Annotated in this window: 22 protein-coding genes and 1 pseudogene; 12 read left to right on the top strand and 11 right to left on the bottom strand. The window is 62.1% G+C overall.

Annotated elements, in window-relative coordinates; all coding sequences use genetic code 11:
• The first annotated feature begins 3 nt into the window (after nucleotides 1-3).
• From nuoK to nuoN, 4 genes are read left to right on the top strand one after another with little or no spacing between them, the layout of a single operon-like run.
• A complete protein-coding gene (gene nuoK, locus TK06_RS01360) occupies nucleotides 4-312 on the top strand; it encodes an NADH-quinone oxidoreductase subunit NuoK (protein WP_003180046.1) in 309 nt (102 codons plus the stop codon).
• Nucleotides 309-2,162, top strand: coding sequence for an NADH-quinone oxidoreductase subunit L (gene nuoL, locus TK06_RS01355; protein ID WP_063320470.1), 1,854 nt, complete (start codon nucleotides 309-311; stop codon nucleotides 2,160-2,162). The genes nuoK and nuoL overlap by 4 nt, the downstream gene beginning before the upstream one ends.
• A gap of 39 nt (nucleotides 2,163-2,201) precedes the next feature.
• On the top strand, nucleotides 2,202-3,734 hold the full coding sequence (gene nuoM / locus TK06_RS01350; protein ID WP_063320469.1) for an NADH-quinone oxidoreductase subunit M: 1,533 nt from the start codon (nucleotides 2,202-2,204) through the stop codon (nucleotides 3,732-3,734).
• A 7-nt stretch (nucleotides 3,735-3,741) separates the two neighbouring features.
• Entirely contained in the window at nucleotides 3,742-5,205 is a 1,464-nt protein-coding gene (gene nuoN, locus TK06_RS01345; RefSeq protein ID WP_063320468.1) for an NADH-quinone oxidoreductase subunit NuoN, read from the top strand.
• 145 nt (nucleotides 5,206-5,350) lie between these two features.
• On the opposite strand, the gene TK06_RS33250 is transcribed toward nuoN, so the two are convergent.
• On the bottom strand, nucleotides 5,351-5,911 hold the full coding sequence (locus TK06_RS33250) for a TetR/AcrR family transcriptional regulator (protein ID WP_086936544.1): 561 nt from the start codon (nucleotides 5,909-5,911) through the stop codon (nucleotides 5,351-5,353).
• An 81-nt stretch (nucleotides 5,912-5,992) separates the two neighbouring features.
• On the opposite strand from TK06_RS33250, the gene TK06_RS01335 reads away from it, so the two are divergent.
• The 4 genes from TK06_RS01335 (at nucleotide 5,993) to TK06_RS01320 (ending at nucleotide 9,097) form a co-directional block, all read left to right on the top strand.
• On the top strand, nucleotides 5,993-6,682 hold the full coding sequence (locus TK06_RS01335; protein WP_409077370.1) for a DJ-1/PfpI family protein: 690 nt from the start codon (nucleotides 5,993-5,995) through the stop codon (nucleotides 6,680-6,682).
• A gap of 23 nt (nucleotides 6,683-6,705) precedes the next feature.
• Nucleotides 6,706-7,242: a DUF2867 domain-containing protein gene (locus tag TK06_RS01330; RefSeq protein ID WP_063320466.1), complete on the top strand. Its 537-nt coding sequence runs from the start codon at nucleotides 6,706-6,708 to the stop codon at nucleotides 7,240-7,242.
• A gap of 70 nt (nucleotides 7,243-7,312) precedes the next feature.
• Nucleotides 7,313-8,422, top strand: a complete 1,110-nt coding sequence (locus TK06_RS01325) for an NAD(P)/FAD-dependent oxidoreductase (RefSeq protein WP_063320465.1) — start codon at nucleotides 7,313-7,315, stop codon at nucleotides 8,420-8,422.
• Nucleotides 8,423-8,620: 198 nt separating this feature from the next.
• Nucleotides 8,621-9,097 (top strand): hemerythrin domain-containing protein, encoded by a 477-nt coding sequence (locus TK06_RS01320; protein ID WP_063320464.1) that lies wholly within the window; start codon nucleotides 8,621-8,623, stop codon nucleotides 9,095-9,097.
• Nucleotides 9,098-9,153: 56 nt separating this feature from the next.
• Here the strand turns inward: TK06_RS01320 and TK06_RS01315 are convergent, their stop codons facing one another.
• The 7 genes from TK06_RS01315 to TK06_RS01285 all read right to left on the bottom strand — a co-directional run bounded on the left by TK06_RS01315 (nucleotide 9,154) and on the right by TK06_RS01285 (nucleotide 15,959).
• On the bottom strand, nucleotides 9,154-10,032 hold the full coding sequence (locus tag TK06_RS01315) for a LysR family transcriptional regulator (protein ID WP_063320463.1): 879 nt from the start codon (nucleotides 10,030-10,032) through the stop codon (nucleotides 9,154-9,156).
• Nucleotides 10,033-10,270: 238 nt separating this feature from the next.
• Nucleotides 10,271-10,900, bottom strand: coding sequence for an isochorismate family cysteine hydrolase YcaC (ycaC, locus tag TK06_RS01310; RefSeq protein ID WP_003203400.1), 630 nt, complete (start codon nucleotides 10,898-10,900; stop codon nucleotides 10,271-10,273).
• 145 nt (nucleotides 10,901-11,045) lie between these two features.
• Entirely contained in the window at nucleotides 11,046-12,884 is a 1,839-nt protein-coding gene (locus TK06_RS01305) for an amidohydrolase (RefSeq protein ID WP_003203401.1), read from the bottom strand.
• 118 nt (nucleotides 12,885-13,002) lie between these two features.
• Nucleotides 13,003-13,641, bottom strand: coding sequence for an antibiotic biosynthesis monooxygenase (locus tag TK06_RS01300; protein ID WP_063320462.1), 639 nt, complete (start codon nucleotides 13,639-13,641; stop codon nucleotides 13,003-13,005).
• On the bottom strand, nucleotides 13,634-14,047 hold the full coding sequence (locus TK06_RS01295) for a DoxX family protein (protein WP_063320461.1): 414 nt from the start codon (nucleotides 14,045-14,047) through the stop codon (nucleotides 13,634-13,636). The genes TK06_RS01300 and TK06_RS01295 overlap by 8 nt, the downstream gene beginning before the upstream one ends.
• Complete coding sequence (locus TK06_RS01290; RefSeq protein WP_063320460.1) at nucleotides 14,044-14,991, bottom strand: LysR family transcriptional regulator; 948 nt, start codon at nucleotides 14,989-14,991, stop codon at nucleotides 14,044-14,046. The genes TK06_RS01295 and TK06_RS01290 overlap by 4 nt, the downstream gene beginning before the upstream one ends.
• Before the next feature lie 146 nt (nucleotides 14,992-15,137).
• Nucleotides 15,138-15,959, bottom strand: a complete 822-nt coding sequence (locus TK06_RS01285) for an alpha/beta fold hydrolase (protein WP_063320459.1) — start codon at nucleotides 15,957-15,959, stop codon at nucleotides 15,138-15,140.
• 360 nt (nucleotides 15,960-16,319) lie between these two features.
• Here TK06_RS01285 and TK06_RS01280 point away from each other — a divergent pair, with 360 nt between their 5' ends.
• On the top strand, nucleotides 16,320-19,109 hold the full coding sequence (locus TK06_RS01280) for an ATP-binding protein (protein ID WP_063320458.1): 2,790 nt from the start codon (nucleotides 16,320-16,322) through the stop codon (nucleotides 19,107-19,109).
• Here the strand turns inward: TK06_RS01280 and TK06_RS01275 are convergent.
• Together TK06_RS01275 and TK06_RS01270 are read right to left on the bottom strand one after the other, a co-directional pair.
• On the bottom strand, nucleotides 19,071-20,558 hold the full coding sequence (locus TK06_RS01275; RefSeq protein ID WP_063320457.1) for an ATP-binding protein: 1,488 nt from the start codon (nucleotides 20,556-20,558) through the stop codon (nucleotides 19,071-19,073). The two genes, TK06_RS01280 and TK06_RS01275, sit on opposite strands and share 39 nt — an antisense overlap.
• Before the next feature lie 184 nt (nucleotides 20,559-20,742).
• Nucleotides 20,743-21,693: a GlxA family transcriptional regulator gene (locus tag TK06_RS01270; protein WP_063320456.1), complete on the bottom strand. Its 951-nt coding sequence runs from the start codon at nucleotides 21,691-21,693 to the stop codon at nucleotides 20,743-20,745.
• 247 nt (nucleotides 21,694-21,940) lie between these two features.
• Between TK06_RS01270 and TK06_RS01265 the strand changes: the two genes are divergently transcribed.
• Complete coding sequence (locus tag TK06_RS01265) at nucleotides 21,941-22,663, top strand: pirin family protein (RefSeq protein ID WP_063320455.1); 723 nt, start codon at nucleotides 21,941-21,943, stop codon at nucleotides 22,661-22,663.
• A gap of 384 nt (nucleotides 22,664-23,047) precedes the next feature.
• On the top strand, nucleotides 23,048-23,461 hold the full coding sequence (locus TK06_RS01260) for a hypothetical protein (protein WP_063320454.1): 414 nt from the start codon (nucleotides 23,048-23,050) through the stop codon (nucleotides 23,459-23,461).
• Between the two features lie 117 nt (nucleotides 23,462-23,578).
• Here TK06_RS01260 and TK06_RS01255 read toward each other — a convergent pair whose 3' ends face one another.
• Entirely contained in the window at nucleotides 23,579-24,622 is a 1,044-nt protein-coding gene (locus tag TK06_RS01255) for a GlxA family transcriptional regulator (RefSeq protein ID WP_063320453.1), read from the bottom strand.
• Between the two features lie 293 nt (nucleotides 24,623-24,915).
• Between TK06_RS01255 and TK06_RS33310 the strand changes: the two are divergent.
• Nucleotides 24,916-25,998, top strand: a pseudogene (locus tag TK06_RS33310) (HAMP domain-containing protein); the annotation flags it as partial.
• Nucleotides 25,999-26,000 lie beyond the last annotated feature (2 nt).

Here is a 26,000-nt window from a genome sequence, read left to right as displayed (position 1 = left end):
CACATGCCTGCTATCCCTCTCGAGCATGGTCTGGCGGTTGCCGGCATCCTGTTCTGCCTCGGTCTGGTTGGCCTGATGGTCCGCCGCAACATTCTGTTCGTGCTGATGAGCCTGGAGGTCATGATGAATGCCTCCGCCCTGGCCTTCATCGTCGCGGGCGCTCGCTGGGCGCAGCCGGATGGACAGATCATGTTCATCCTGGTGATCAGCCTGGCAGCCGCCGAGGCCAGTATCGGCCTGGCGATCCTGTTGCAGCTGTACCGCCGCTTCCACACTCTCGATATCGACGCTGCCAGCGAGATGCGCGGATGAACCTAATCTTTCTGACTTTCGTATTCCCCCTCATTGGTTTCCTGCTGCTGTCGTTCTCTCGTGGACGCTGGTCGGAAAACCTTTCGGCGCTGGTTGGCGTGGGTTCCATCGGCCTGTCTGCCATCGTCACGGCCTACGTGATCTGGCAGTTCAACGTCGCCCCGCCCGAAGGCGGTGTGTATGTGCAGGTGCTGTGGCGCTGGATGGCGGTGGAAGGCTTCACGCCGAACTTCGCCCTCTACCTGGACGGCCTGTCCATCACCATGCTGGGCGTGGTGGTCGGCGTGGGCTTCCTGATCCACCTGTTCGCCTCCTGGTACATGCGCGGTGAAGCCGGTTACTCGCGCTTCTTCGCCTACACCAACCTGTTCATCGCCAGCATGCTGTTCCTGGTGCTCGGCGATAACCTGTTGTTCCTGTACTTCGGCTGGGAAGGCGTGGGCCTGTGCTCGTACCTGTTGATTGGTTTCTACTACAGCAACCGCAACAACGGTAACGCAGCGCTCAAGGCGTTCATCGTGACCCGGATCGGCGACGTGTTCATGGCCATCGGCCTGTTCATCCTGTTCCAGCAACTGGGCACGCTGAACATCCAGGAACTGCTGGTCAAGGCGCCGGAGCACTTCAAGGTCGGCGACTTCTGGATCGTCCTGGCGACCCTGATGCTGCTCGGTGGCGCCGTCGGTAAATCCGCGCAACTGCCGCTGCAAACCTGGTTGGCGGACGCGATGGCCGGCCCTACCCCGGTCTCGGCACTGATCCACGCCGCGACCATGGTGACCGCTGGCGTCTACCTGATCGCCCGTACCCACGGCCTGTTCGCCCTGGCGCCGGACATCCTGCACCTGGTGGGCATCGTCGGTGGCGTGACCCTGGTACTGGCCGGTTTTGCCGCCCTGGTACAGACCGACATCAAGCGCATCCTCGCCTACTCGACCATGAGCCAGATCGGCTACATGTTCCTGGCCCTGGGCGTGGGTGCCTGGGAAGGCGCGATTTTCCACCTGATGACCCACGCGTTCTTCAAGGCCCTGCTGTTCCTGGCCTCCGGTGCGGTGATCGTTGCCTGCCACCACGAGCAGAACATCTTCAAGATGGGCGGCCTGTGGAAAAAACTGCCACTGGCCTATACCAGCTTCATCGTCGGCGGCGCGGCCCTGGCGGCCCTGCCACTGGTCACCGCCGGTTTCTACTCCAAGGACGAGATCCTCTGGGAAGCCTTCGCCAGCGGTAACCAGGCGCTGCTCTATGCCGGCCTGGTGGGTGCGTTCATGACCTCGCTGTACACCTTCCGCCTGATCTTCATCGCGTTCCATGGTGAAGCCAAGACCGAAGCCCATGCCGGCCATGGCATTGCTCACTGGCTGCCACTGTCGGTGCTGATCGTGCTGTCGACCTTCGTCGGCGCCATGATCACCCCACCGCTGGCCGATGTGCTGCCGCAAAGCGTCGGCCATGCCGGCGGCGAAGCCAAGCACAGCCTGGAAATCGCCTCGGGCGCCATTGCCCTGGCGGGTATCCTGCTGGCCGCCCTGCTGTTCCTGGGCAAGCGTCGTTTCGTCACGGCGATCGCCAACAGCGGCATCGGGCGATTCCTTTCGGCCTGGTGGTTCGCCGCCTGGGGCTTCGACTGGATCTACGACAAACTGTTCGTCAAGCCATACCTTGCGATCAGCCACATTCTGCGCAAGGACCCGCTCGACCAGACCATTGGCCTGATCCCGCGCATGGCCAAGGGCGGCCACACCGCCCTGAGCCGTACCGAGACCGGTCAACTGCGTTGGTATGCGGCTTCCATGGCGGCTGGCGCCGTGCTGGTTATCGGCGCCATCGTGCTGGTAGCGGTCTGATATGAACCTTGCGAACTTGCGAAAGGAAACGAGCCCGTCATGATTCTGCCCTGGCTAATCCTGATCCCCTTCATCGGCGGCCTGCTGTGCTGGATCGCGGAGCGCTCCAGCTCCACGCTCCCGCGCTGGATTGCGCTGCTGACCATGTCCCTGGAACTCGCGCTCGGCCTCTGGCTGTGGGCGACCGGCGACTATTCATTTGCTCCGGCCCCTGGCGCCGATCCGACCTGGGCGCTTGAATTCAAGCACATCTGGATCGAACGCTTCGGCATCAGCGTGCACCTGGCCCTCGACGGCCTGTCGCTGCTGATGATCCTGCTGACCGGCCTGCTGGGTATCCTCTCGGTACTCTGCTCCTGGAAAGAGATCCAGCGTCACGTGGGTTTCTTCCACCTGAACCTGATGTGGATCCTGGGCGGCGTCATCGGCGTGTTCCTGGCGCTGGACCTGTTCATGTTCTTCTTCTTCTGGGAAATGATGCTGGTGCCGATGTACTTCCTCATCGCGCTCTGGGGTCACAGTTCTTCGGACGGCAAGAAAACCCGGATCTACGCGGCGACCAAGTTCTTCATCTTCACCCAGGCTTCCGGCCTGATCATGTTGGTGGCGATCCTTGGCCTGGTACTGGTCAACTTCAACAACACCGGCGTGATTACCTTCAATTACGCCGACCTGTTGAAAGTGCAGATGTCCAAGACCACCGAGTACGTGCTGATGCTCGGCTTCTTCATCGCCTTCGCGGTGAAGCTGCCGGTGGTGCCGTTCCACTCCTGGCTACCGGACGCCCACGCCCAGGCGCCGACCGCCGGTTCCGTGGACCTGGCCGGTATCTTGCTCAAGACCGCGGCCTACGGCCTGCTGCGCTTTGCCCTGCCGCTGTTCCCCAATGCCTCGGCGGAGTTCGCGCCGATCGCCATGACCCTGGGCCTGATCGGGATTTTCTACGGTGCGTTCCTGGCGTTCGCCCAGACCGACATCAAGCGCCTGATCGCGTTCTCCAGCGTTTCGCACATGGGCTTCGTGCTGATCGGGATCTACTCCGGCAGCCAGCTCGCCCTGCAAGGCGCGGTGATCCAGATGCTGGCTCACGGCCTGTCGGCGGCGGCGCTGTTTATCCTCAGCGGCCAGCTGTACGAACGCCTGCACACCCGGGACATGCGTGAGATGGGCGGCATCTGGTCGCGCATCGCCTACCTGCCGGCCATCAGCCTGTTCTTCGCGGCCGCGTCCCTGGGTTTGCCGGGCACCGGTAACTTCGTTGGCGAGTTCCTGATCCTGATCGGCTCGTTCGTCAGTTCGCCATGGATCACCGCCATTGCGACTTCCGGCCTGGTGTTCGGTTCGGTCTACTCGCTGATCATGATCCACCGCGCCTACTTCGGCCCGTCCAAGTCGGACGAAGTGCTGCGCGGCATGGACGGTCGCGAACTGATCATGGTGCTCGGCCTTGCGGTGCTGCTGGTTTACCTCGGCGTTTCCCCGCAACCGTTCCTCGACACCTCTGCCGCCACGATGCATGGCGTGCAGCAGTGGCTCGGCACCGCCTTCTCTCAACTCGCTTCGGCCCGGTAAGAGCGCTATGGAATTCACGATTCAACACTTTATCGCGCTTGCGCCGCTGTTGATCACCAGCGCCACGATCATCGTGGTGATGCTGGCGATCGCCTGGCGGCGCAATCACTCACAGACCTTCCTGCTGTCGGTGGCGGGGCTGAACCTGGCCTTGCTGTCGATCTTGCCGGCCCTGAAAGTCGCGCCCCTGGCGGTCACCCCGCTGATGCAGATCGACAGCTTCGCCTGCCTGTACATGGCGCTGATCCTGGTCGCCACCCTGGCCTGCGTTACCCTCGCCCACGCCTACCTCGGCGATGGCGGTTCGGGTTACCCGGGCAACCGCGAAGAACTGTACCTGCTGATCCTGATGGCCGCCGCCGGTGGCCTGGTCCTGGTCAGCGCGCAGCACCTGGCCAGCCTGTTCATCGGCCTGGAACTGCTGTCGGTACCGGTCTACGGCCTGGTGGCCTACGCCTTCTTCAACAAGCGCTCCCTGGAAGCCGGCATCAAGTACATGGTGCTGTCGGCGGCCGGTTCCGCGTTCCTGTTGTTCGGCATGGCCCTGCTCTATGCCGAAGCCGGCACCCTGAGCTTCGTCGGCATCGGCCAGGCCCTGGCGGCCACCGGCCTGCCTAGCCCGATCGCGCAACTGGGCCTGGGCATGATGCTGATCGGCCTGGCGTTCAAGCTGTCGCTGGTACCGTTCCATCTCTGGACCCCGGACGTCTACGAAGGCGCCCCGGCGCCAGTGGCGGCGTTCCTGGCCACCGCGTCGAAAGTCGCGGTGTTCGCGGTGATGGTGCGGCTGTTCCAGATCTCGCCCGTGGCCAGCAGCGGTGTACTGAGCAACGTGCTGACCATCATCGCCATCGCGTCGATCCTGTTCGGTAACCTGCTGGCACTGACCCAGAGCAACCTCAAGCGTCTGCTGGGTTACTCGTCCATTGCCCACTTCGGCTACCTGCTGATCGCCCTGATCGCCAGCAAAGGCCTGGCCGTGGAAGCCATCGGCGTGTACCTGGTCACCTACGTGATCACCAGCCTCGGCGCCTTCGGCGTGATCACCCTGATGTCCTCTCCGTACAACGGCCGCGACGCCGACGCCCTGTACGAATACCGTGGCCTGTTCTGGCGCCGTCCGTACCTGACCGCCGTGCTGACGGTGATGATGCTGTCCCTGGCCGGCATCCCGCTGACCGCCGGCTTCATCGGCAAGTTCTACATCATCGCCACTGGCGTCGAGGCTCACCAATGGTGGCTGGTCGGCTCCCTGGTGCTGGGCAGTGCCATCGGCGTGTTCTACTACCTGCGCGTCATGGTCACCCTGTACCTGATGGAACCGAACCTGCGTCGCCACGACGCCGAGCTGCACTGGGAACAGAAGGCAGGCGGCGTGATGCTGCTGGCCATCGCCGTACTGGCGTTCTTCCTCGGCGTGTACCCGCAGCCGTTGCTGACCCTGGTTCAGCAGGCTGGCTTGACCGGCTGATCGCGTAGCGGTAGCTCGTAGAAAACAGAAACGGCACCTTTGGGGTGCCGTTTTTTTTTGCGCAAGGGAAACACCCTTTAGTGCCGCAGGCCAGTGGCATGGGCGCTAGCACTGGAATGCTATTTATTCAGTTGCCCGATTTAGCTCATGACCCAGCCCGCCACGGTGGAAGCGCCCTTTCGAAAAGTGAAAAGGCGCCATGCAGGAAACGGTTGAAGCGAGCGGCATCACGCCGCAGTCCTGCCTGTTGACCACCAATCAGGCACAGATGGGCCATCTGACCTATCACTTCTGCTTCGCCTGGCATATGGACCAAGCGGCGGCACGTCCGTATCGCGAAGTCCAGTCTTCTTGTGTCAACACGCTGCTGAAACTCGCCTACCAACGGATCGTGCAGCGACCAGGCGCGGATGGAAACTTCCCGCCCCGGCTGTTTCTCAGCGGCAATACTCAAATAGCGTTTCAGGATTTCACCCGCGCTACTGCCCTGCCCCGCATAAGCGAGCATGCGCTCTGTGTAGTCTTCTTCCCAAGCGGCCAGCAAGGTGCGGACAAAATCTTCGCGATTGCGGAAATGGTGATAGAACGATCCGCGGGTCACATTCAATCGGCGCGATAGACTCTCGGCCGAAACGCCGGTATGCCCTATTTGGTCGAGGGCCTCAAAACCAGCCGCGATCCAATGGTGACGCGTTAGCTTTCCCACCGATCATTTCGCTCCCTATTTAGCACCATACAGACTGTGTAGGGTGCGTAACCGATCAGTACGCTGCGAACACCAGCAAAGATGGCCGTTGCGTTTTGCACGCCAGCACTTTTCATGGAGCTCGCCTTGAAGAAAATCGTTCTGGTTGCTTTCGACCAATTCACTGATATCGACCTATTCCTGATGTGGGACATCTTAGGCCGCAACACTGAGGATTGGCACGTCCGAATATTGGGTTCCAGCGCTATCGTGCGATCGGCCCACGGCCTGCCTGTTTCGGTGCACGGTCCGCTTTCCGAGGCCAACAGTGCTGACGCGGTATTGTTCGTCAGCGGCAAGGAAGGGATACCCGCTGCACTTGCCGCCCCGGATTTCCTGCCGTCGTTTGAACTTGACGCCAGACGCCAGCGAATTGGCTCCATATGCGCCGGAGCCTTCATTCTTGAACGGCTTGGGCTACTCAGCGGCCCAGCCACTACACACCCGGATGCACGAGCGAGCCTGCAAGCGCTGGGACTTGAATCCATGGACCAACCGCTTGTATGCCAGGGAAACGTTGCAACCGCTGGCGGATGCCTTTCGGCGCTCTATCTGGTGGGATGGTTGGTTGAATCCTGGTTCGATGCCGACAAACGCCGTGCGACGTTGCTTCCTGTTCTGCCCGCTGGGCAGCAAGCGCTCTATGATGCCTTGATCGGGCTCAGTATCCGACAAGGAGAAGTGGGCGCCGCCCAACAAGAACCGCGACATGGCCTGTCGCCGAATTGGTAGTTAGAACTCAGGAGAGATCCCCGATGCCCCGAGAATTTGAGCTCATCACGGCCGTGCCAGTCCCCTCGAGGTCCGGCATCACCCACCTTTACAAGTCGATGAACCTGGCGGACGCTTTTGCGATTCGGCTCCCTGCGGGCACATCCAGCAATCCAGATCTGCTGGCTCGATTCATCTTTTCCCACCAGCCATCCTGGATCGGATGGCTCCTGAAAGTCCGAGACACTGTCGTTGCCGGTTTTGGTCTCAAGACAGCCAGACACTTGGCAACCCTTGCCAATCGGGTTGGTATCTTCAAGGTCTACAGCACGAACCAGACTGAAATCGTATTGGGCGAGGACGACAAGCACCTCGACTTCCGGATATCGATCCTGTGTTCCGGTGAGGCAGAGCCAGAAGGCCGTCGCCAACTGGTTCTTTCAACCGTGGTCCAGTGCCACAACCGTCTGGGCCGGGCCTACATCTTCGTTATTGCCCCCTTTCACCGCATGGTCGTTAAAGCCAGCCTCCTGCGTGCAGCGCGTGTCGGTTGGCCTCAGGCTACCTGCCCCCAGGGCTGAGAGCGTGAGCGATCAAATCAAACCTGCACTATGAAAGTGCTAACTTGCAGGCCCGGAAGGAGAGACAAGGTTGAACGTCGATTTTGAATGCGTGGTCGTGGGCGCTGGCGTCGTTGGGCTCGCCGTGGCGCGAGAGATGGCGCGTGCCGGGCATGACGTGCTGCTGATCGAAGCCGCCGAAGCCATCGGCATGGGCATCAGCTCGCGCAACTCCGAAGTCATCCATGCGGGCATCTATTATCCGCTGGGCAGTCTCAAGGCGCAGCTGTGCGTCGAAGGCCGGCACCGGTTGTACACCTATTGTGAAAGCCATGGCGTCGCCACCCGCCGGCTCGGCAAGTTGATCGTTGCCACGGATCAGGCACAGGTGGGCGGACTCGAAACATTACTTGAGCGGGGCTTGAAGAACGGCGTGGACGACCTGCGCCTGCTCGACCAAGAACAGGCGCAGGCACTGGAACCGGCCCTGGCCTGTGTCGCCGCGCTGTATTCGCCTTCCACCGGTATCGTCGATTCCCACGCTCTGATGCTCGCCTTGCAGGGTGACGCCGAAGCGGCTGGAGCGAACATTGCTTTCCATACGCCTTTACTGGGCGCTCGCATCATCACTGGGGGGTTCATCCTGGAATTGGGCGGCACGGCGCAGATGACCTTGTCCTGTCGCCTGCTGATCAACGCCGCGGGCCTCCAGGCACCTGCTCTCGCCCGCCGCATCGAAGGCCTGGAGATGCAATGGGTGCCCGAAGACTTTTTGTGCAAGGGCAACTACTTCAGCCTCGCCGGGCGAGCACCGTTCCGGCACTTGGTCTATCCCGCCCCGGAAGCCGCCGGCCTGGGCATCCACATGACGTTGGACCTGGCCGGCCAGGCGCGTTTCGGCCCGGACACCGAATGGGTCGACTGCGAGGACTACCGAGTGGATCCGGCTCGGGCCGAAGCGTTTTACCCGGCGATCCGCAATTATTGGCCGGGCCTGCCGGACCAGAGCCTGCAACCGGCGTACAGCGGCATCCGCCCGAAGATTTCCGCCCCCGGCGAGCCGGCCCGCGACTTTGTCATCAGCAGCGAGGCCGAACACCGGGTGCCTGGGTTGATCAACCTGCTCGGCATCGAGTCGCCTGGGCTGACGTCCTGCCTGGCAATCGCCAGCCGGGTCCGACAGCGGATCGAAAATCTCTAGCCACCCGCGCAAAGTGCAACGCATTTTGCAGCCCGCTCATGCAGCTTGCACGACGCCGGAAATTATTTTCGTTTCAACTTATTGTTTTTAAAGAGTTTTTAAATCGATCTTCGGCTGGCACAGCTGATGCAATTCAGCTCTTACGCGGCGTAGGCGCTCGAAGCCTGCCCGCTTCCGTGTATTGCCGAGGAGCTACCTATGAATGCCATCGATCTGTTGAAAGCCGACCACGAACGCGTCAAAGCCATCCTGACTCAACTGAGCGAGTCGACTGAACGCGCCGTGAAAAAACGCACCGACCTGTTGGCGAAACTGGAAATGGAAATTTCCATCCACACCCGCCTGGAAGAAGAAATTCTTTATCCGGCTTTCAAGCAGGCCGGTGGCAAGGACGAGGCTGAAATGTATTACGAGGCCAAGGAAGAACACCGTACCGTCGACTCGCTGGTGCTGCCGGACCTCAAAGCCACCGATCCAACCCAGCCGGAATTCGCCGGTCGGGTGAAAGTGGTCAAGGAGCTGCTCGAGCATCACATCGAGGAAGAAGAAAAGGAGATGTTCCCCCACGCGAAAAAATTGTTGGGCAAGGCAAAACTCGATGCCTTGGGTGCAGACATGGAAGCCATGAAAGCGCAGTACAAAAAAGAACTGAGCAGCGCCAACCTCGCCGCCTGATCAGAGCGCGGTAGATGCTTCAGCCGTCATGTGACGGCTGAATGCATTGCGGCGCTTTATTGCATTTGTTCACGCAAGAATTCCACCAACGCCTGCACCGGACGTGCACTTTGCCGATGCTGGGGATACACCGCCGACAGCGCCAACGGTTCGGTCTCGAAGCCTTCCAGGACCTTGATCAGCCGCCCATCCTTCAAGGCATCGCCGAGGATGAAAGCGGGCAGATAGGTGATGCCCATGCCGGCGATGGCCGCGTCCCTGAGCAAGTCCCCGTTATTGGCGCGCATGCGTCCCGTGACCTCCAGGGTCAGCGGTTTGCCGGCCCCCACGAAACGCCACTGCACCTGACGGCTGTGACCATAGGGCAAGCAGTCGTGATTGCGCAGGTCTTCAGGCCGCGCGGGTGTGCCTTTTTGCGCCAGGTAGGCGGGGCTGGCGCAGTACACCCGCTCGATAGTCGCGATGCGCCGGGCAATCAGCGTCGAATCCTCCAGCACGCCGATGCGCAGCGCCAGGTCATAACCCTCCCCCAGCAGATCCACCGAGCGGTCGCTCAGGTCCACTTCGACGCTGACGCCCGGATAGCGCTGCAGAAACAGCGGCAGCAGGCTGCCCAGGTGCGCCATGGCGAAGGACAGCGGTGCGCTGAGCCGAATGGTGCCGCGGGGCTCGCTAGTCTGGCCGCTGATGCCCTGCTCCACCTGTTCGAGTTCATTGAGCAGACGCAGCGCCGCTTCGTGATAGCGCTGGCCCAGGGGCGTGACATCCAGCCGCCGGGTCGAGCGATTGAGCAGGCGCACGCCCAGGCGCTGTTCCAGTTCCATCAGCTTGCGGCTGACGAACTGCTTGGACAGCCCCAGTTTTTCCGCCGCTGCGGTGAAACTGCCCGACTCCATGACCTGGGCAAAGATGCGCATTTCTTCGAAGGGGTTCATTTCTTTCCAAGTAGACGGAAGGTGTCAGCCGAACACAGAACTGTGGCGAGGGGATTTATCCCCGCTGGGCTGCGCAGCAGACCCGCTCATGAATCATGGGCACATTCTGCCACAACTGGTTGGCTGACTTTGGGGCCGCTGTGCAGCCCAGCGGGGATAAATCCCCTCGCCACAAGGTTAATTGCCAGACAAAAAGATGCCCGCACATTGGCGGGCATCCGTTCAGCAAGAAAGCAGCTTACTTGGCCGTCAGCGCCGAGTAGCTGTTCATCAGGTTGCGGTAGTTCGGAATGCGCTGGGACAGCAGGTTGCCCAGGCCTTCGATGTCGTTGCGCCAGTCGCGGTGCAGCTCACAGGCCACCGAGAACCAGTTCATCATCTGCGCGCCGGCAGCGGTCATGCGTACCCAGGCGGCCTGTTGCACGGTTTCGTTGAACGTACCCGAAGCGTCGGTGACGACGAACACGTCGAAACCTTCAGCCAGCGCCGACAGGGTCGGGAACGCCACGCAGACATCGGTGACCACGCCAGCGATGATCAGTTGCTTGCGGCCGGTGGCCTTGATCGCCTTGACGAAGTCTTCGTTGTCCCAGGCATTGATCTGGCCTGGACGGGGGATGTACGGCGCATCCGGGAACATCTCCTTGAGTTCCGGCACGATCGGGCCGTTAGGGCCTTTTTCAAAGCTGGTGGTGAGGATGGTGGGCAGTTCGAAGAACTTCGCCAGGTCGGCCAAGGCCAGCACGTTGTTCTTGAACTCGTTGGGCGAGAAGTCCTGGACCAGGGAAATCAGGCCGGTCTGGTGATCGACCAGCAGGACGACCGCGTCGTCTTTGTTCAGACGGTTGTAGGCGGGAACGTTGCTCATGGGATGACTCCTTTGGGATGGATGTTACAAAACCTTGTGGGAGTGAGCTTGCTCGCGATAGCGGAGTGTCAGGCGGCGGCGACGTTGAATGTTCCGCCGCCCTCGCGAGCAAGCTCGCTCCCACAGGGGAGAATCGGTGCGTTAGTCAAAAGGCAAAGCAGGAACAGCCAAACGCGCCCCAGAAGCCTTGGAAATCGCTGACCGGGACGTTCGACAACCGCGCCCGTTCATGGCTATGGGAATGCACTGTGCAAGGACCGCTGCACTGGTGGACCTGCGCCTGCAACGGTGAGGTCGGGCGCCAGTGGCCCGGAACCTTGACCACCGGCGACCAGTCCGGCAGCACCGGGACGCTGGCCGGGCCGAGTTTTTCGAAATCACCAGCGGCGTACACCACCTTGCCGTCGACCACCGTCAGCACGGACTCGATCCACTTGATGGCTTCTTCCTCGACGCTGAAGAAGTCCGCGCTCAGGGCCGCCAGGTCCGCCAGTTGGCCGACCTTGATCTGGCCTTTCTTGCCCTGCTCCGAAGAGAACCAGGCGCTGCCATGGGTGAACAATTCCAGCGCAGTCAGGCGCGGCAGGCCTTCTTCGTGCAATGAGAGGCCGCCGACCGTGCGCCCGCTGACCATCCAGTACAGCGAGGTCCAGGGGTTGTAACTGGAAACGCGAGTGGCGTCGGTGCCGGCGCCCACCGGCACGCCTTCGGCGAGCATGCGCTTGATCGGCGGCGTGGCTTCGGCGGCCTTGGCGCCGTAGCGGTCGACGAAGTACTCACCCTGGAAAGCCATGCGGTCCTGGATCGCAATGCCGCCGCCCAACGCCCGTACGCGCTCGATGTTCTTCGGCGTGATGGTTTCGGCGTGGTCGAAGAACCACGGCAAGCCATTGAACGGGATGTCACGGTTGACCTTCTCGAACACGTCGAGCATGCGGCTGATGGATTCGTCATAGGTGGCGTGCAGGCGGAACGGCCAACGCTGTTCCACCAGGTGGCGGACCACCGGTTCCAGGTCCTGCTCCATGCCGGGCGGCAGGTCCGGACGCGGTTCGAGGAAATCCTCGAAATCCGCCGCCGAGAACACCAGCATTTCACCGGCGCCGTTGTGCCGCAGGAAATCATCGCCCTGGTGCAACTTGACGCTGCCGGTCCAGTTCTTGAAATCGCTGAGTTCTTCCTTGGGCTTCTGGGTGAACAGGTTGTAGGCGATGCGCACCGTCAACTGCTGCTCGCGGGCCAACTGCTCGATCACCGCATAGTCGTCCGGGTAGTTCTGGAAGCCGCCGCCAGCATCGATGGCACTGGTCAGGCCCAGGCGATTGAGTTCACGCATGAATTGGCGCGTGGAGTTGACCTGGTACTCCAGCGGCAGCTTCGGCCCTTTCGCCAGCGTCGAATAAAGGATCATCGCGTTGGGCCGCGCCACCAGCATGCCGGTGGGTTCGCCCTTGCTGTCACGCACGATCTCGCCACCCGGTGGGTTCGGCGTGTCACGGGTATAGCCGGCCACCCGCAGCGCGGCACGGTTGAGCAAGGCACGGTCATACAGGTGCAGCACGAACACCGGCGTATCGGGAGCGGCCTGGTTCAGTTCCTCCAGGGTCGGCATGCGTTTTTCGGCGAACTGGAATTCGTTCCAGCCGCCGACCACGCGCACCCACTGTGGCGTTGGCGTGCGGTCGGCCTGGTCCTTGAGCATGCGCAAGGCATCGGCCAGGGATGGCACGCCCTCCCAGCGCAGCTCCAGGTTGTAGTTCAGGCCGCCACGGATCAAGTGCAGGTGCGAGTCGTTGAGCCCGGGGATGACGGTGCGACCCTTGAGGTCGATGACCTGGGTGCCGCTGCCTCGCAAGGCCATGGCTTCGGCATCGGTGCCCACCGCGACGAAGCGGCCCTGGCTGATGGCGACTGCGCTGGCCCGAGGCTTCTCGCGGTCGACGGTATGGAATTGACCGTTGAATAGAATCAGATCGGCGTTCATCGGATTTCCTTCTGAATGAGTAGAGGCAAGGGACAGACGTGGCCAGAAAGCCGCCGCCGCGCTGAGCAAGGACCCGGCGGCCAAGAGTTGGCGGCGCAGCGGATCGGTCGGATCGTCGTTATTGGCCATCGGCGGGCTCCAGGTGTTCGTGGGCCTTCGAAGCTTCCATCCAGGGTGCGAACAATCGAGTCGCCAGCGGCATGAACACGTACACCACCGAAAGCACGATGGTCAGGGTGATCAGGAACGTCGCCACCACGTAGTTGGAAAGAAACGCATTGAGTTGCAGCAACGGGCCCCAGATCAGCGGCACCAGCAGGGTGTGGGGCAGGATGACCAGCAGCGTCACCACCGACTGCTTCCAACGCGGCGGCGGTGTAGCGGCATCGGCCAGCGGGGCGAACCAGAACTCCTTGTGCGGCGCGACCTCGGTCTGGTCGCCGTCGGCCAGCAAGGGCGTGGCCTCCTCCACCAGTTCACGGCGTTCGGGCGAGTCCAGCCAGCGTTGCATGGCCTCGGTGGAACAGAAGCGCAGCACGCAGGTGAACAGCGACAATCCGCCCCGCTTGCCCCGTACCACGTCCACGCCCAGGTGCCCTGGCCACTGACCGGCCACGCTTACGATGCGGCGCAACCAGGCCTCGTAGGCGGCGTCCTGACCGGCCTTGATCCGGTGCTTGACCACCAGGGTGACGATTTCGTCGAAGCCGGGTTTGGCCGGGCTCGCAGGGGAGCCGATGGTGTGAGATTCAGACATGGCGAAGCACTCCAACAAAACGCGTGTTCATCGCCAGGCGCCCGGGCCCGGCAATGAATACGCTGGTAAATATGATCAGCAGCAACCAACCGAACTGCCCTTCTTCCAGGCTCCACTGCGGGTGCACCACCAGCAGCGCCACCGCCAGCAAAAACAGGATGGGCAGACACGCCAGGCGCACCAGGACACCGGCCATGATCAACAGCGGGCACAGCACCTCGGCGAAGATCGCCAGGACCAGGGTCGGCGCCGCCCCCAGGTGAAAGGGGTCTTCGATGCGCGTCAGCTCGACGCTGTAGTGCAACAGCTTCGGCAACCCATGGACCCACAGCAAAAACAACGCGCCACTCAGGCGCAGGAACAACAAGCCCAGATCCTGCAGCGGGCGCTCATCGGTCATGTTCATCGGTGGGCTCCGTCCGCGGCGATCGAGGCCGCCGCTGGCAGCGGTTGGGACATGTGGCTGGCAATGCGCGAACGCAGCCAGCGCTCGGCCGGGTCGTTGTCATGCACCCCGCTCCAGACCATCGACAGCTCGGCGGCATTGATCTCGAACGGAGGGTCCTCGGCGCGCAGCGCGCAGCCTTCCACCAGCGCGCAGGCGGCGTAGTCGGGCACGGTGGCGATCAGCTCGGTGCCGGCCAGCAAGGCCCGTAGCCCGCTGAATTGCGGCACCGCCAGCACCACTTTGCGGGTCCGGCCGATGCGGGCCAGGTCCAGGTCGATGTTGCCACTCAGGTCGCCCGAGAACGAGACCATGGCGTGGGGCCGTGAACAGTATTCATCCAGGGTCAAAGGCCCCGGGCGCTTGTCGCCACGCAAGACCTTGCAAGGGATGTCCCGCAGTTTCTTGCGCTTGGCATTGGCCGGCAGATCGGTGGTGTAGCTGACACCGACGCTGATTTCACCGCTGGCCAGCAGCGACGACATCAGCAGGAAATTGGCCCGGCGCACCACCACGATGATCCCCGGCGCTTCTTCGCGCAGTTGGCTCAGCAACGGTGGAAACAGGCCGAATTCGGCATCGTCGGACAGACCGATACGGAACACGTCGCAACTGGTGGACGGGTCGAAGGCCTTGGCCCGGCTGACCGCGCCAGAGATGGTGTCCATGGCCGGTTGCAGCTCTTGCAGGATCGCCAGGGCCCGCGGGGTCGGTTCCATGCCGCGCCCGTGGCGGATCAGCAACGGATCATCGAACAGATCCCGCAGCCGCCCCAGCGCCGCGCTCACCGCCGGCTGGCCCATGAACAGCTTTTCGGCGACGCGGGTCAGGTTTTTCTCGAACATCAGCGCCTCGAAGATCACCAGCAGGTTCATGTCGAGGCGGCGTAAATCGTTGCGGTTCATGGGTGTTGGTCCTGTCGAATACCGATCCTGTGGGAGCGAGCTTGCTCGCGATAGCCGGGTGTCAGTCGGCGGTGATGTTGACTGTTGCGCCGCCATCGTCGGAACGCCGCCCGGAGCAAGCTCGCTCCCACAGGTGTGTAGCTTGATCAGCCCTGGATGAACGCCAGCAGGTCCGCATTCAGGCGGTCCTTGTGGGTATCGGTCAGGCCATGGGGCGCGCCCGGGTACACCAGCAACTGTGAGTTCTTCAGCAATTTGGCGGCGGCGATGCCAGCCGTTTCGATGGGCACCACCTGATCGTCATCGCCGTGGACTACCAGGGTCGGCACGTCGATGTTGCGCAGGTCTTCGGAAAGATCGGTCTCCGAGAACGCCTTGATGCAGTCATAGGTGTTCTTGTGGCCGGCGAGCATGCCCTGCATCCAGAACCAGTCGATCATGCCTTGGGAGACTTTGGCGCCCGGACGGTTGGCACCGAAAAACGCGCTGGCCACATCTTTGTATAGCTGAGAACGGTCGGCCAGGGAGGCCTGGCGGAAACCGTCGAACACCTCCACAGGCAGACCGCCGGGGTTGGCCGGGGTCTTGAGCATCAGCGGCGTCACCGCCGAAATCAGGCCAAGCTTGGCGACACGGGCAGCCCCATGGCGGCCGATGTAGCGCGCCACTTCGCCACCGCCGGTGGAGAAGCCGAGCAACACCGCGTCCTTCAAGTCCAGCCGCTCGATCAGCTCGGCCAGGTCATCGGCGTAGGTGTCCATGTCGTTGCCGTCCCAGGGCTGGCTGGAACGCCCGTGCCCACGGCGGTCATGGGCGATCACCCGATACCCGTTGGACGCCAGGAACATCATCTGCGCCTCCCAACTGTCCGAGTTCAACGGCCAGCCGTGGCTGAAGACCACCGGTTGACCACTGCCCCAGTCCTTGTAGTAAATCTCGGTGCCGTCGCGGGTAATGAAGGTGCTCATGACGTGACTCCTTGAGGTGGGTGGATCGCTTTATGGTCCGGCCATGGGAGGCACCTGCGTGAGTTAAACGTTGTTAATTTTTTCGGAACTGAAGTGTTAAAAACCCTCGCTGTTGTGGCGAGGGAGCTTGCTCCCGCTGGACTGCGCAGCAGTCCTAGAACTGTCACCTCGGCGTGTCAGATTGATTGGGGGTGAGGCCTTTGGGGCCGCTTCGCGGCCCAGCGGGAGCAAGCTCCCTCGCCACGGGGTTCTGTGTCTGGCAGATAGGCTGTGGGAAGCCCGCGCCGTTGCGCTTGACGCAAAACCTGAGGAATATGCTCGGGTAAAGCCCAGGCACCGGACCAGAACATTGAGAGCAACATGAGCCAATACCTCAGCCTGCCCGTCGAACAGACGGTGCACTTCGGCCCTTACCGGGTCCATCCTCGCCAGCGCCTGGTGCTCGAGGGTGGGCAACCGTTGCGCCTGGGCAGGCGGGCCGTGGAGATTCTGCTGGTGCTGCTCGAGCACGCTGGCGAGGTGGTGAGCAAGCAGCAACTGATCGCCCGGGTCTGGCCCAAGAGCGTGGTGGAAGATACCAACCTGCGCGTGCACGTCGCGGCACTGCGCAAGGCCCTCGGGGATGGCCAGGCCGGGCAGCGCTACATCGTCACCGTGGCGCAGCGCGGCTACAGTTTTGTCGCGCCGCTGTCATTCGAACCGCTCGACCAATGGGCGCACGTCCCTCATCCGTCGTTGACGCGCAACCTGCCGCTGCGGCGCACCCGCATGATCGGGCGCCAGGCCCTGGTGGAAAACCTGGTAGCCCAGCTACCGCGAAAACGCTTCATTACCCTGGTCGGTACCGGCGGCATCGGCAAGACCACCGTTGCCCTGCGGGTCGCTGAACGGCTGATCGGCCAGTACCGTGACGGCACTCATCTGCTGGACCTGGCATCGCTCAACGAAGCGGCCATGATCGCCCCCAACCTGTGCGCATTGCTCGACCTGCCACTGCAGGACGGTGATCCGCTGGACGCCATCGCCCGGCAGCTCAAGGAGCGGCATCTGCTGCTGGTCATCGACAACTGCGAGCACCTGATCGACGCCGTCGCCCTGCTCGCCGAAACCCTGCTGCGCGGCGCTCCTCACCTGCACATCCTGGCCACCAGCCGCGAAGACCTGCGCGCCGAAGGCGAACACGTGCAGCGCCTGGATGCCCTGGCGTTCCCGCCCCGGGAAATGCCCATCGAGGGCTATCCCGCCCTGGAATACCCGGCGCTGCAACTGTTTGCCGAGCGCGCGCTGGCCAGCCGTGACGACTTCGAACTGAGCGACCGCGAGGTGCCGTTGGTGATCGACATCTGCCGACGGCTGGATGGCATTCCCTTGGCCATCGAGCTGGCTGCCGCGCAAATCGGTCGTTTCACCCTGGAGGAGCTTCACCAGCAACTGCAAGACAGCGTCGCCCTGCTTCACAACGACGCCGACGCCACCCCGCGCCAGCAAACCCTGCGCGCCACGCTGGACTGGAGCTTCGCGTTGCTCACGGTCTGCGAGCAGACCTGCCTGCGGCGGCTGGCGGTGTTCATGGGCAGTTTCAACCTGGCCTCGGCCGCCGCAGTGATCGTCGGCCAGAATGTCGCGCCCGACCAGGTGCTGGTGTCGGTCAGCCAGTTGGTCGCCAAGTCGTTGCTCAATGTAGAGATCGGCGATGAAGAGGTGCGCTATCGCCTGCTGGACACCACCCGCCGTTATGCCTTGGAAAAACTGGCCGAAGCCGGGGAATTGGCGGCCAGCCAGGAACGCCATGCCGAGCGCTGCCTGGCGCTCATGGGACAAGCGGAAAGCGATTGGGAAAACACCCCCACCCGACTGTGGATCACCCGCTACGCCGACTATCGCGACGACATCCGCGCGGCGCTCGACCGAGGCTTGGGCCCGCAAGGTTCACACGCCGTCGCGATCCGCCTGACTGCCCGTACCCTGCCCCTCTGGCAGGAGCTGTCGCTGCTCAAGGAACACGGCCTCTACGTCAACAAAGCGCTGCAATTATTGCGGGCCAGCCCCGCGCCATGCCCGCGCTTGACCCTGGCCCTGGAACTGGCCCACGCCAGTTTCAACTACCACACCGAGGGTGGTACGCCGGCCACTGTCCGCGCCTTCGCCACGGCCCGGCAACTGGCCCGGCAATGCCAGGAACTGGCCGGCGAACTGAGGGCCGTGTCCGGGCAAATGACCGTAGACCTCAGTTGCGGCGACTACCAACAGGCCCTGGCACACAGCCGGGATTTCGACCGGTTGGGCTTGCAGGGCGACCCGACCCTGTCCTTGAGCACTCAACGCCTGCGGGTGCTGGCGTTGCATTTCACCGGCGACCAGGGCGCGGCGCGGCGCGAAGCCGAACAGGTGATCCAGCGCCTGGCCCAGAGCGGTCACCTCAGCCGCTTCAGCCACGGCTTCGGCGTGCAGTACGATCAGAGCGTGGCCGCGCTGACGGTTCTGGCGCGCATCCTCTGGCTGCAAGGTTTTGCCGTAAAAGCCCGGCGCACAGCCAACCTGGCGCTGCAAATCGCCTTGCAGATCAATCACGGCATTTCGATCTGCTACACCTTGGCACTGACCGGTTGCGTGATCGCCCACTACACCGGCGATCATTCGATTGCCCGGGAAAGGCTCGACCTGTTGAAGCAACAGGCCAAGAAACATTCGGTGATGCTGTTCCACGACTGGGCTTGCCATTACGACCGCGCATTCGATGGCCAGCCCCTGGCCACACGCCCGTCAAACGGCTTGATCCAGGACATCGCCGTCACCTTGCGTAGCGACTTCGTCAGGCCGGCGCAAATCGAACGGGCGCGCAGTGGCGCCGCGGGTTGGTGTTCGGCGGAGATCCTGCGGGCCGACGCCGAGACCTTGCTGGCCCGGAACGAACCGTCTCTCGAAGAAGCAGCCGAAGCGCAACTGCTGGCCGCCCTGGGCATCGCCCGTCGTCACCAGGCCTTGGCCTGGGAACTGCGCAGCGCCACGTCCCTGGCCCGTTTGTGGCAGCGCCAAGGGCAGGCGCATGCTGCGCAGGCGCTGCTCGACCCGGTCTATCGACGCTTCACCGAAGGTTTCGAGACCCCCGACCTATTGGAAGCCGGCGCGCTGCTCCAGGCGCTGACTTGACGGTTGGGGCCTTGAATGCCGGACTCCCCAAGCGCCTTGCAACACGTAGCGCCGATGAAACACAGGCCACTGGCCACTGCGCCGCAGTTTGTCCATGGCATAGGCGCGAGTGGTGTGGAGCAGATGGAAGCGCCCCCCTTCGGCAAGCGGCTCGACCATCAGCAGTGACACGCCCACCAGCCGCGACAGCAGCGAGGGTAATTGCCCGACACTCAGCTCAGCGCAACTGATCACGGCCAGCGCCGCCTTGAGCGTAAACGGCCCCTCGAACACCGCCAGACGCTGGAATGCGGTTTTTTCGTCAGTGCTCAAACGCTCGAAACTCGAGTCCAACACCGCCTCCAGGCTGCGGTGCCGGGCCACCGCCGTACGCCGCCCGACGCTCAAGAGGGATAAACCGTGATCCAGTTGTTCCAGGACCCCGGCCACTCCCAAGGCATCGACCTGGGCCGCCGCCAATTCCAACGCCAGCGGCAATCCGTCCAGGCGCTGGCAGATCTGCGCAAGCGTCCGCCAGTCGCGACCACCCGGCCTGAAATCCTGCTGCCGGGCGCCGACCCGCTCGATCAGCAACTGCACCGCCGGGCATGCCTCGATCTGGTGCTCCGGTTCCAGGGGTGACGCCACGGCCAGGCCCGGCAGTGACACAATTCTTTCGTCGGGCAAGTCCAAGGGTTCGCGACTGCTGACCAGCAACGACACCCCGGGCGCCGCAGCCACTGCCTGGACCAGCTCCCGACAAGCATCGAGCAGGTGCTCGCAACCGTCGAGCACCAGCAACATCCGATAGGGTTCGAGAGAGCGGGCCAACGCCCCCTGCTCCACGCCCAGCACACCGGCCACTTGCGCCACCACTTGCGAGGGGTCGCTGACGTCCGCCAGGTCAACGAACCAGGCACCGTCCTTAAAGTGTTCGAGCAGCAGTTCCGCCACCCGCACCACCACGGTGGTCTTGCCGACCCCGCCGGGGCCGGTCACGGTGGTCACGGCTTGACGGGGCACTTGCGCCAGTAACCGCCCCAGGACTTTGTCGCGACCCACCACCGGGTTCAAGCGCCTGGGCAGGTTGTGTCGCTCGGTTTGTGGACTGAAAGGCGACTCAACGCGCGCTTGCGCTACCAGGGGCAGCGCAAGGCAATAGCCTTGTCGAGGATGATTGAGGATATAGCGAGCGCCGCCGCGCCCATCACCGAAGGCCCGCCGCAGCGCCGCAATGTGCACCCGCAGGTTGATGGCCTCCACGACGCTGTCCGGCCAGACGTGGGCGATGAGTGTTTGCTTGCTGACGTACTGGCCGGCGTGCTCCACCAGCACCTGCAGGACATCCAGGGCACGGCCACCCAGTGCGAGGGGCTGGCCGTCACGGGTGACCAGCCGCTGCTGCCGGTAGAAGACAAACGGACCGAAGCCCACCGACGGCTCGCTATCGGGTTTGACGAAACTGTTCATGGGCGATCCAGCGCCGGATAACCGGTACGAGCGTCCGTGTGCGGATTCACCGGACACGTCTACCCAGGCTCCTGCGCATCCTTTCCAAAGGGTTCGCCGCTATCTTGGCAGGCGCGGGCCTCAGGACAATGCTGGCACAGGGAGCGCCACGGACATCACAGTGCCCTGGACGGACACCGATGGCTCAACTGAACTGCTGGCGATACTGCACCGGGGTCAGGCCGAGCTTTTCACCGAACAAAAAGCGCATGTGCCGCACGCTGCCGAAGCCACTGCGAAACGCCACGGTCTTGAGTGGCAGGTCGGTGGTTTCCAGCAACTGACGCGCCCGGTCAATGCGCGCGCCTTGCAGGAACTCCATGGGTGTCATCTTCACCTCACGGGCGAAGACCCGGGCGAAATGCCGCGCACTCATGGCAGCCAACGCGGCCATGCGCTCGATGGTGAAGGGTTCTTCCAGATGTTCCATCACATGATTCTGCACGCGGGTAATGGCCGATTCCTGCGTCGACACCGCCGCCACCGAGGGGCTGAACTGCGCCTGTCCACCCTGGCGTTTCATCACCACCAGCAGCACCTTGGCCACGTCCAACGCGACTTTGCGACCGTGATCCTGAGCGACGATGGACAAGGCCAGGTCGATTCCAGCGGTGACACCGCCGGAGGTGATCAGGCGGCGGTCCTGCAGGAATATCTTGTCGGTTTCCACCAGGGACTTGGGGAAACGTTGGATCAGGCGTTCGGTGTAATGCCAGTGGGTGGTGACGCGATAACCGTCGAGCAAGCCCGCCTCACCGAGCACAAAGGCCCCGGTGCAGATGGAGCCGTAGCGCGTGGCCCGTTGCGCCGCGGCCCGCAACCAGGTGTGCAGTCCCGGATGCTGGTCGTTATAGGCCCCCGGCCCGCCCGGTACCAGCAACACGTGATAGGCCGCCCATGCCTGGTCGATATGGATATCGGCCTGCACCGACACGCCGTTGGACGCCCGCAATGGCCCGCGCTCGGTTCCCAGGGTCAGCAATTGATAACGCTGATCCGCTGCGAGGTAACGATTGGCGATGGAAAACACCTCCAGAGGCCCGGCCATGTCGAGCAGCAAAAAATCCGGGAACAGCACCATTGCAACGGTTTTCATTTAAAAAGACGCCAAAAAAATCCAGAAACTATAAATGCCCCCTGTGGGAGCGAGCTTGCTCCCACAGGGTTTCTCGTCAGCATTATGTCGAAGCGAAGCACCCGCCGGTAGGCATTCTCGATTGTCTACCAGTAACGGACAGTCTTTCGTTTTCTGCCCACTTATTGAATATATGGATAACCATTAATCTTCTTCTGAACCCGGCGAACGGCCCAGTCGTCGCCCACAGACATCAGGAGAATTGACCATGCTGACCCTTCGCAAAGCTTCGGACCGCGGCATTGCCCGCCACGGCTGGCTGACCTCGTTCCACACCTTCTCGTTCGCCAGCTACCGCGACCTCAACGAACAAGGCTTCTCCGACCTGCTGGTCATCAACGATGACCGGGTCGCCGCCGCCAAGGGTTTCGGCCAGCATCCCCACCGGGACATGGAGATCTTTTCCTACGTGCTTGAAGGGGCCCTGGAACACAAGGACACCCTGGGCACAGGCTCGGTCATCCGCCCCGGTGACGTGCAGTTGATGAGCGCCGGCAGCGGCGTGGCCCACAGCGAGTTCAACCACAGTGCGGACGAGCCGGTGCACTTCCTGCAGATCTGGATCGTGCCCAACGTCAGTGGCGCCACGCCACGCTATCAACAGGAGCATTTCAGCAGCGAGCAGAAACGCGGTCGCCTGCAATTGATCATCTCCCCGGACGGCACCGACGGCTCGCTCCAGGTGCGCCAGGATGCACGGGTCTACGCCGGACTGTTCGATGGTGAGCAAAGCGCCACCCTGACCCTGGCGCCGGAACGCTATGCCTACGTGCACGTGGCACGAGGCGCTGTCGAGCTCAATGGCCTACCACTGCAGGAAGGTGATGGCGTGCGGGTGCGCGAGGAGCAAATCCTGACCTTGAGCAACGGCAAGGATGCCGAAGTGCTGGTGTTCGATCTGCGGCCTCAGGAACTGCCACAGATGCCCTGAAGCAACCCCATGAACCCTTGTGGGAGCGAGCCAGCTCCCACAAGGGTTATCTTGCGTATAACGCTAAGAAAGATTCGAAAGTCCTGAATCCATGATCAATGACGTATTTCAGGCGAAAAACATCTAAAAAAAGTCAGGCGACCTGAATAATCCAGGCTTTGATAATGGAGGGATCGCGCATTAGGCAAGATGCACCGGGCCACCTCGGAATGCGTTCGCCTGTTGCCACGAGCCAGGCCGACCTATAAAGTTCCCAAAATAGTTTCGTTTCTGACCAATGGTCGCCGCATGCTTCCAACACAAATTGACCCCATGCGCGCGCCAAGGCAAAATAATTTCACTTTGCTATCAATTCTCCTGGCTTGCTTATTCACGGAAGAAAGCATGAAAACCGTTATATCCCTCGCGTTACTCTCTATTGCGTGCAATGCGGCTGCGGACGTCCAGAACATCAAGTACATCTACGATGATTCGGATGCCGTGTACTCCATCGTTTCGTTTGTCGACAGCGGTTCAGCCATCCAGGCCACCGTACAAAGATCGGGCACTTACTTCACCAACTACACGAAGCTTGAACTCGACTGCGCCAACCGCAATGTTCGACACATGGGGATGTACAACAGTCTTTCAGGGGTGGAAAAAGCTCAGTTCGACCAGATGGAAGGGCGAATCATCGATGGCTCGATAGCCGACGAAGTCGGAAAAGTGCTGTGCAACGACACCTCCTTGACCGCTTCGAAAGCCGCGCCACAAACTGAAGACCTGCCCACCGAAAAACAAACAGACGATAACACCTGACTTGTATTCGTCACGCAGGAACTGTGTGGGAGTAAAGCTTGCCCCCACATAGCCCCCGCGCTACGGCGCGGCAACGCCCTCGCCCCCTGAAAACTCCTCTCTGATCAGCCTGCGCCTTCATCGCACGGTTTGTTTGCGCTCCGATTTCGAGCGATAGCTACCAGGCGGCACACCAAAAAAATCCCGGAAACGACGCTGGAAGTGCGGGGAGCTGACGAAGCCCGTCGCCACGGCGATTTCGGTCACGGATCGATTGGTTTGCTGGATGAGCTGGCGGGCACGCGTCAAGCGCAGTTCCAGGTAATAGCGTGTGGGCGTCGCACCGAGAAAACTGCAGAACCGCCGCTCCAACTGCCGCTTGGAAATCTTGACGCACGCCGCCAGCTCATCGATGGTCAACGGCTCTTCTACGTTTTGCCACATCAGTTCCAGGGCCAGCTTGAGGCTTTCCGGCAACGTCGGGTCGGTTTCGACGAAGACCGGAGGCAAGTCCGTCGCATCATCGCCAGACTCGTCACAACGAAGAATTTCCTCGATAGCGCCCACGAGCGCCGCCCCGCCCGTCTGGCGAATCAATTGGAGCATCATGCGCAGCGAACTGTTGGCCCCCGCGCAACTGACCCGCTCCCGATCAACGACATAGGCCCGGCTGGACACCTTCACATGGGGAAACACCTCCGCCATCATGGCGCGGCTTTCCGGGTGGACAGCGCATTCGAAACCGTCCAGCAGATTGGCATCGGCCACAAAGAAGACGCCGTTCCACAGTCCTCCCAGTATCGTCCCAGACGCCGCGTTGGCACGCAGCTTGCGCCGCAGCAAGGGATGGCCTTGCAACTTCACGCGAAAGCCCCCGGCGACAATCAGCACGTCCTGGTTTTCCGGCATCTGCGCCAGTTCGATGTCGGTCGAGATGACAATGCCCAGGTCGCTCGTGACTTGCCCACCTGAAACCCCCACCGTCAGCACTTCATAGAGGGGCATGTCGCTCATCAGATTGGCGGTCACCAGCGCGTCCACCGCACCGGTGAAGGACATCATCGAGAAATTATCCATCAATACAAACGCGACGCGGATCGGCACCTGGCTGGCGGGCGCTGATCCGAGCGGTCGATAAGCCATGTTCTTGTTTTTGAGTACGCTCTCGAATGCGCTTGGCATAGGGCCTCGTTAATACATCAAAGACGATGATGATTGGCTGCACGTGGGGGCCTTGAGCCGCAGGGCGAAGGCGCAGAGCAAACCACGCTATCTTCCAGACTAGTCAAGCCGGCTGCAATCGCGCCTGCGCCGTCTACCGGTCGGTCCGCGCCATAATGGAAAGCCTCAAGTGCCTACGACTTTGGTCGATACACTGTCAGTAGGCATGGGCGCTTTTCCCTTCCAGAGACTCGCAACGCCAACCACTGCTGTTTCCGCCGCTCCAACACTTAAAATATTCCGCGGGAGAAGTCATGAATATCAAACAGAAGCTGACATGGGCGTTCGCGGCCATCGCCTGCCTTCCAGTTATCCTGGTGGCGGTGCTTGTCGTGCTGAACCTGCGCGACGCCGCAAAAGCCAACTTCCTGGACAGCAGTGGTCGTGAGATTCGCCAGATCGACAACGGCATGAAGCAGTTTTTCGATGGCATCAGCCAGAACGTCGAATTCTTCGCCAAGGACCCCCGGGTCATCGCGGCCAAAGGGCTGAAAAGCTACGCCGGTGCCGACGCCGCACAACAGCCATTCCCCGAGATCAACCAGCAGCTTCTGGATATCTTCGAGAGATTCGCCAAGAGCCACCCCACCACCGCCTACCTTTCCGTGGGCATGGAGGACGGCGGCTATGCCAGTTGGCCGGACGATCCCAAAATGGCCAACTACGACCCGCGCGTACGTCCATGGTACAAGGCCGCGATGGCCGCACCGGGCACCAACGTACGCACGGACGCCTATTATTGGGCGCCGGACGACGTATCGCTGATTGGCACCGTACACACCGTCGCCGACGCCAGTGGCAAACCTATCGGCGTGGTCGGCCTGGACGTGTCGCTCAAGCAGCTCACCGAACTGGTCAAGAACATCAAGCTGGGTGAAAGCGGCTACCTGATGCTGGTGGAAGCCAACGGCAACGTCCTGGTGGACCCTGCCGATGCCAAGCACAACTTCAAGCCGTTGGCCGACCTTGGGCCCAACTATGCCGAGCTGGCCAAAAGCAGCGATGGCGTGACCCAGATCGAAATCGACGGCGTGCCCTACATGGCCAACGTGGTCAGCTCCAAAGGGTTGGGCTGGCGCTTCATCGGCCTGATCAAGCGCGATGAAGTGATGGCCGAGGCTTCGAGCCTGACTTGGCTGATCGCCGCCATTGCCGCCGTACTGGCCGTGGTGTTCGCTTTGGTGGGCGCCAGTTTCGCCAGCGTCATCGTGCGGCCGATTCGCGGTGTTGCCAATGGCCTGCAGGAAATCGCCGAAGGTGAAGGCGACCTCACCCGCAAGCTCACCGTACAAGGCAAGGACGAAACGGCCACCCTGGCGGGCTGGTTCAACCAGTTCCT

It is taken from the genome of Pseudomonas fluorescens (genome assembly GCF_001623525.1).
Lineage (GTDB): Bacteria > Pseudomonadota > Gammaproteobacteria > Pseudomonadales > Pseudomonadaceae > Aquipseudomonas > Aquipseudomonas fluorescens_Q.
Note: the sequence above shows the minus strand (reverse complement) of the source record. Positions and strands in the feature narration are given on the sequence as shown.

Coding starts and splice junctions, on each gene's coding strand:
- nuoK (WP_003180046.1), top strand. CDS start 4: ATGCCTGCTATCCCTCTCGAGCATGGTCTGGCGGTTGCCGGCATCCTG.
- nuoL (WP_063320470.1), top strand. CDS start 309: ATGAACCTAATCTTTCTGACTTTCGTATTCCCCCTCATTGGTTTCCTG.
- nuoM (WP_063320469.1), top strand. CDS start 2,202: ATGATTCTGCCCTGGCTAATCCTGATCCCCTTCATCGGCGGCCTGCTG.
- nuoN (WP_063320468.1), top strand. CDS start 3,742: ATGGAATTCACGATTCAACACTTTATCGCGCTTGCGCCGCTGTTGATC.
- TK06_RS01335 (WP_409077370.1), top strand. CDS start 5,993: ATGGCCGTTGCGTTTTGCACGCCAGCACTTTTCATGGAGCTCGCCTTG.
- TK06_RS01330 (WP_063320466.1), top strand. CDS start 6,706: ATGCCCCGAGAATTTGAGCTCATCACGGCCGTGCCAGTCCCCTCGAGG.
- TK06_RS01320 (WP_063320464.1), top strand. CDS start 8,621: ATGAATGCCATCGATCTGTTGAAAGCCGACCACGAACGCGTCAAAGCC.
- TK06_RS01315 (WP_063320463.1), bottom strand. CDS start 10,032: ATGAACCCCTTCGAAGAAATGCGCATCTTTGCCCAGGTCATGGAGTCG.
- ycaC (WP_003203400.1), bottom strand. CDS start 10,900: ATGAGCAACGTTCCCGCCTACAACCGTCTGAACAAAGACGACGCGGTC.
- TK06_RS01305 (WP_003203401.1), bottom strand. CDS start 12,884: ATGAACGCCGATCTGATTCTATTCAACGGTCAATTCCATACCGTCGAC.
- TK06_RS01300 (WP_063320462.1), bottom strand. CDS start 13,641: ATGTCTGAATCTCACACCATCGGCTCCCCTGCGAGCCCGGCCAAACCC.
- TK06_RS01295 (WP_063320461.1), bottom strand. CDS start 14,047: ATGAACATGACCGATGAGCGCCCGCTGCAGGATCTGGGCTTGTTGTTC.
- TK06_RS01290 (WP_063320460.1), bottom strand. CDS start 14,991: ATGAACCGCAACGATTTACGCCGCCTCGACATGAACCTGCTGGTGATC.
- TK06_RS01285 (WP_063320459.1), bottom strand. CDS start 15,959: ATGAGCACCTTCATTACCCGCGACGGCACCGAGATTTACTACAAGGAC.
- TK06_RS01280 (WP_063320458.1), top strand. CDS start 16,320: ATGAGCCAATACCTCAGCCTGCCCGTCGAACAGACGGTGCACTTCGGC.
- TK06_RS01275 (WP_063320457.1), bottom strand. CDS start 20,558: ATGAACAGTTTCGTCAAACCCGATAGCGAGCCGTCGGTGGGCTTCGGT.
- TK06_RS01270 (WP_063320456.1), bottom strand. CDS start 21,693: ATGAAAACCGTTGCAATGGTGCTGTTCCCGGATTTTTTGCTGCTCGAC.
- TK06_RS01265 (WP_063320455.1), top strand. CDS start 21,941: ATGCTGACCCTTCGCAAAGCTTCGGACCGCGGCATTGCCCGCCACGGC.
- TK06_RS01260 (WP_063320454.1), top strand. CDS start 23,048: ATGAAAACCGTTATATCCCTCGCGTTACTCTCTATTGCGTGCAATGCG.
- TK06_RS01255 (WP_063320453.1), bottom strand. CDS start 24,622: ATGCCAAGCGCATTCGAGAGCGTACTCAAAAACAAGAACATGGCTTAT.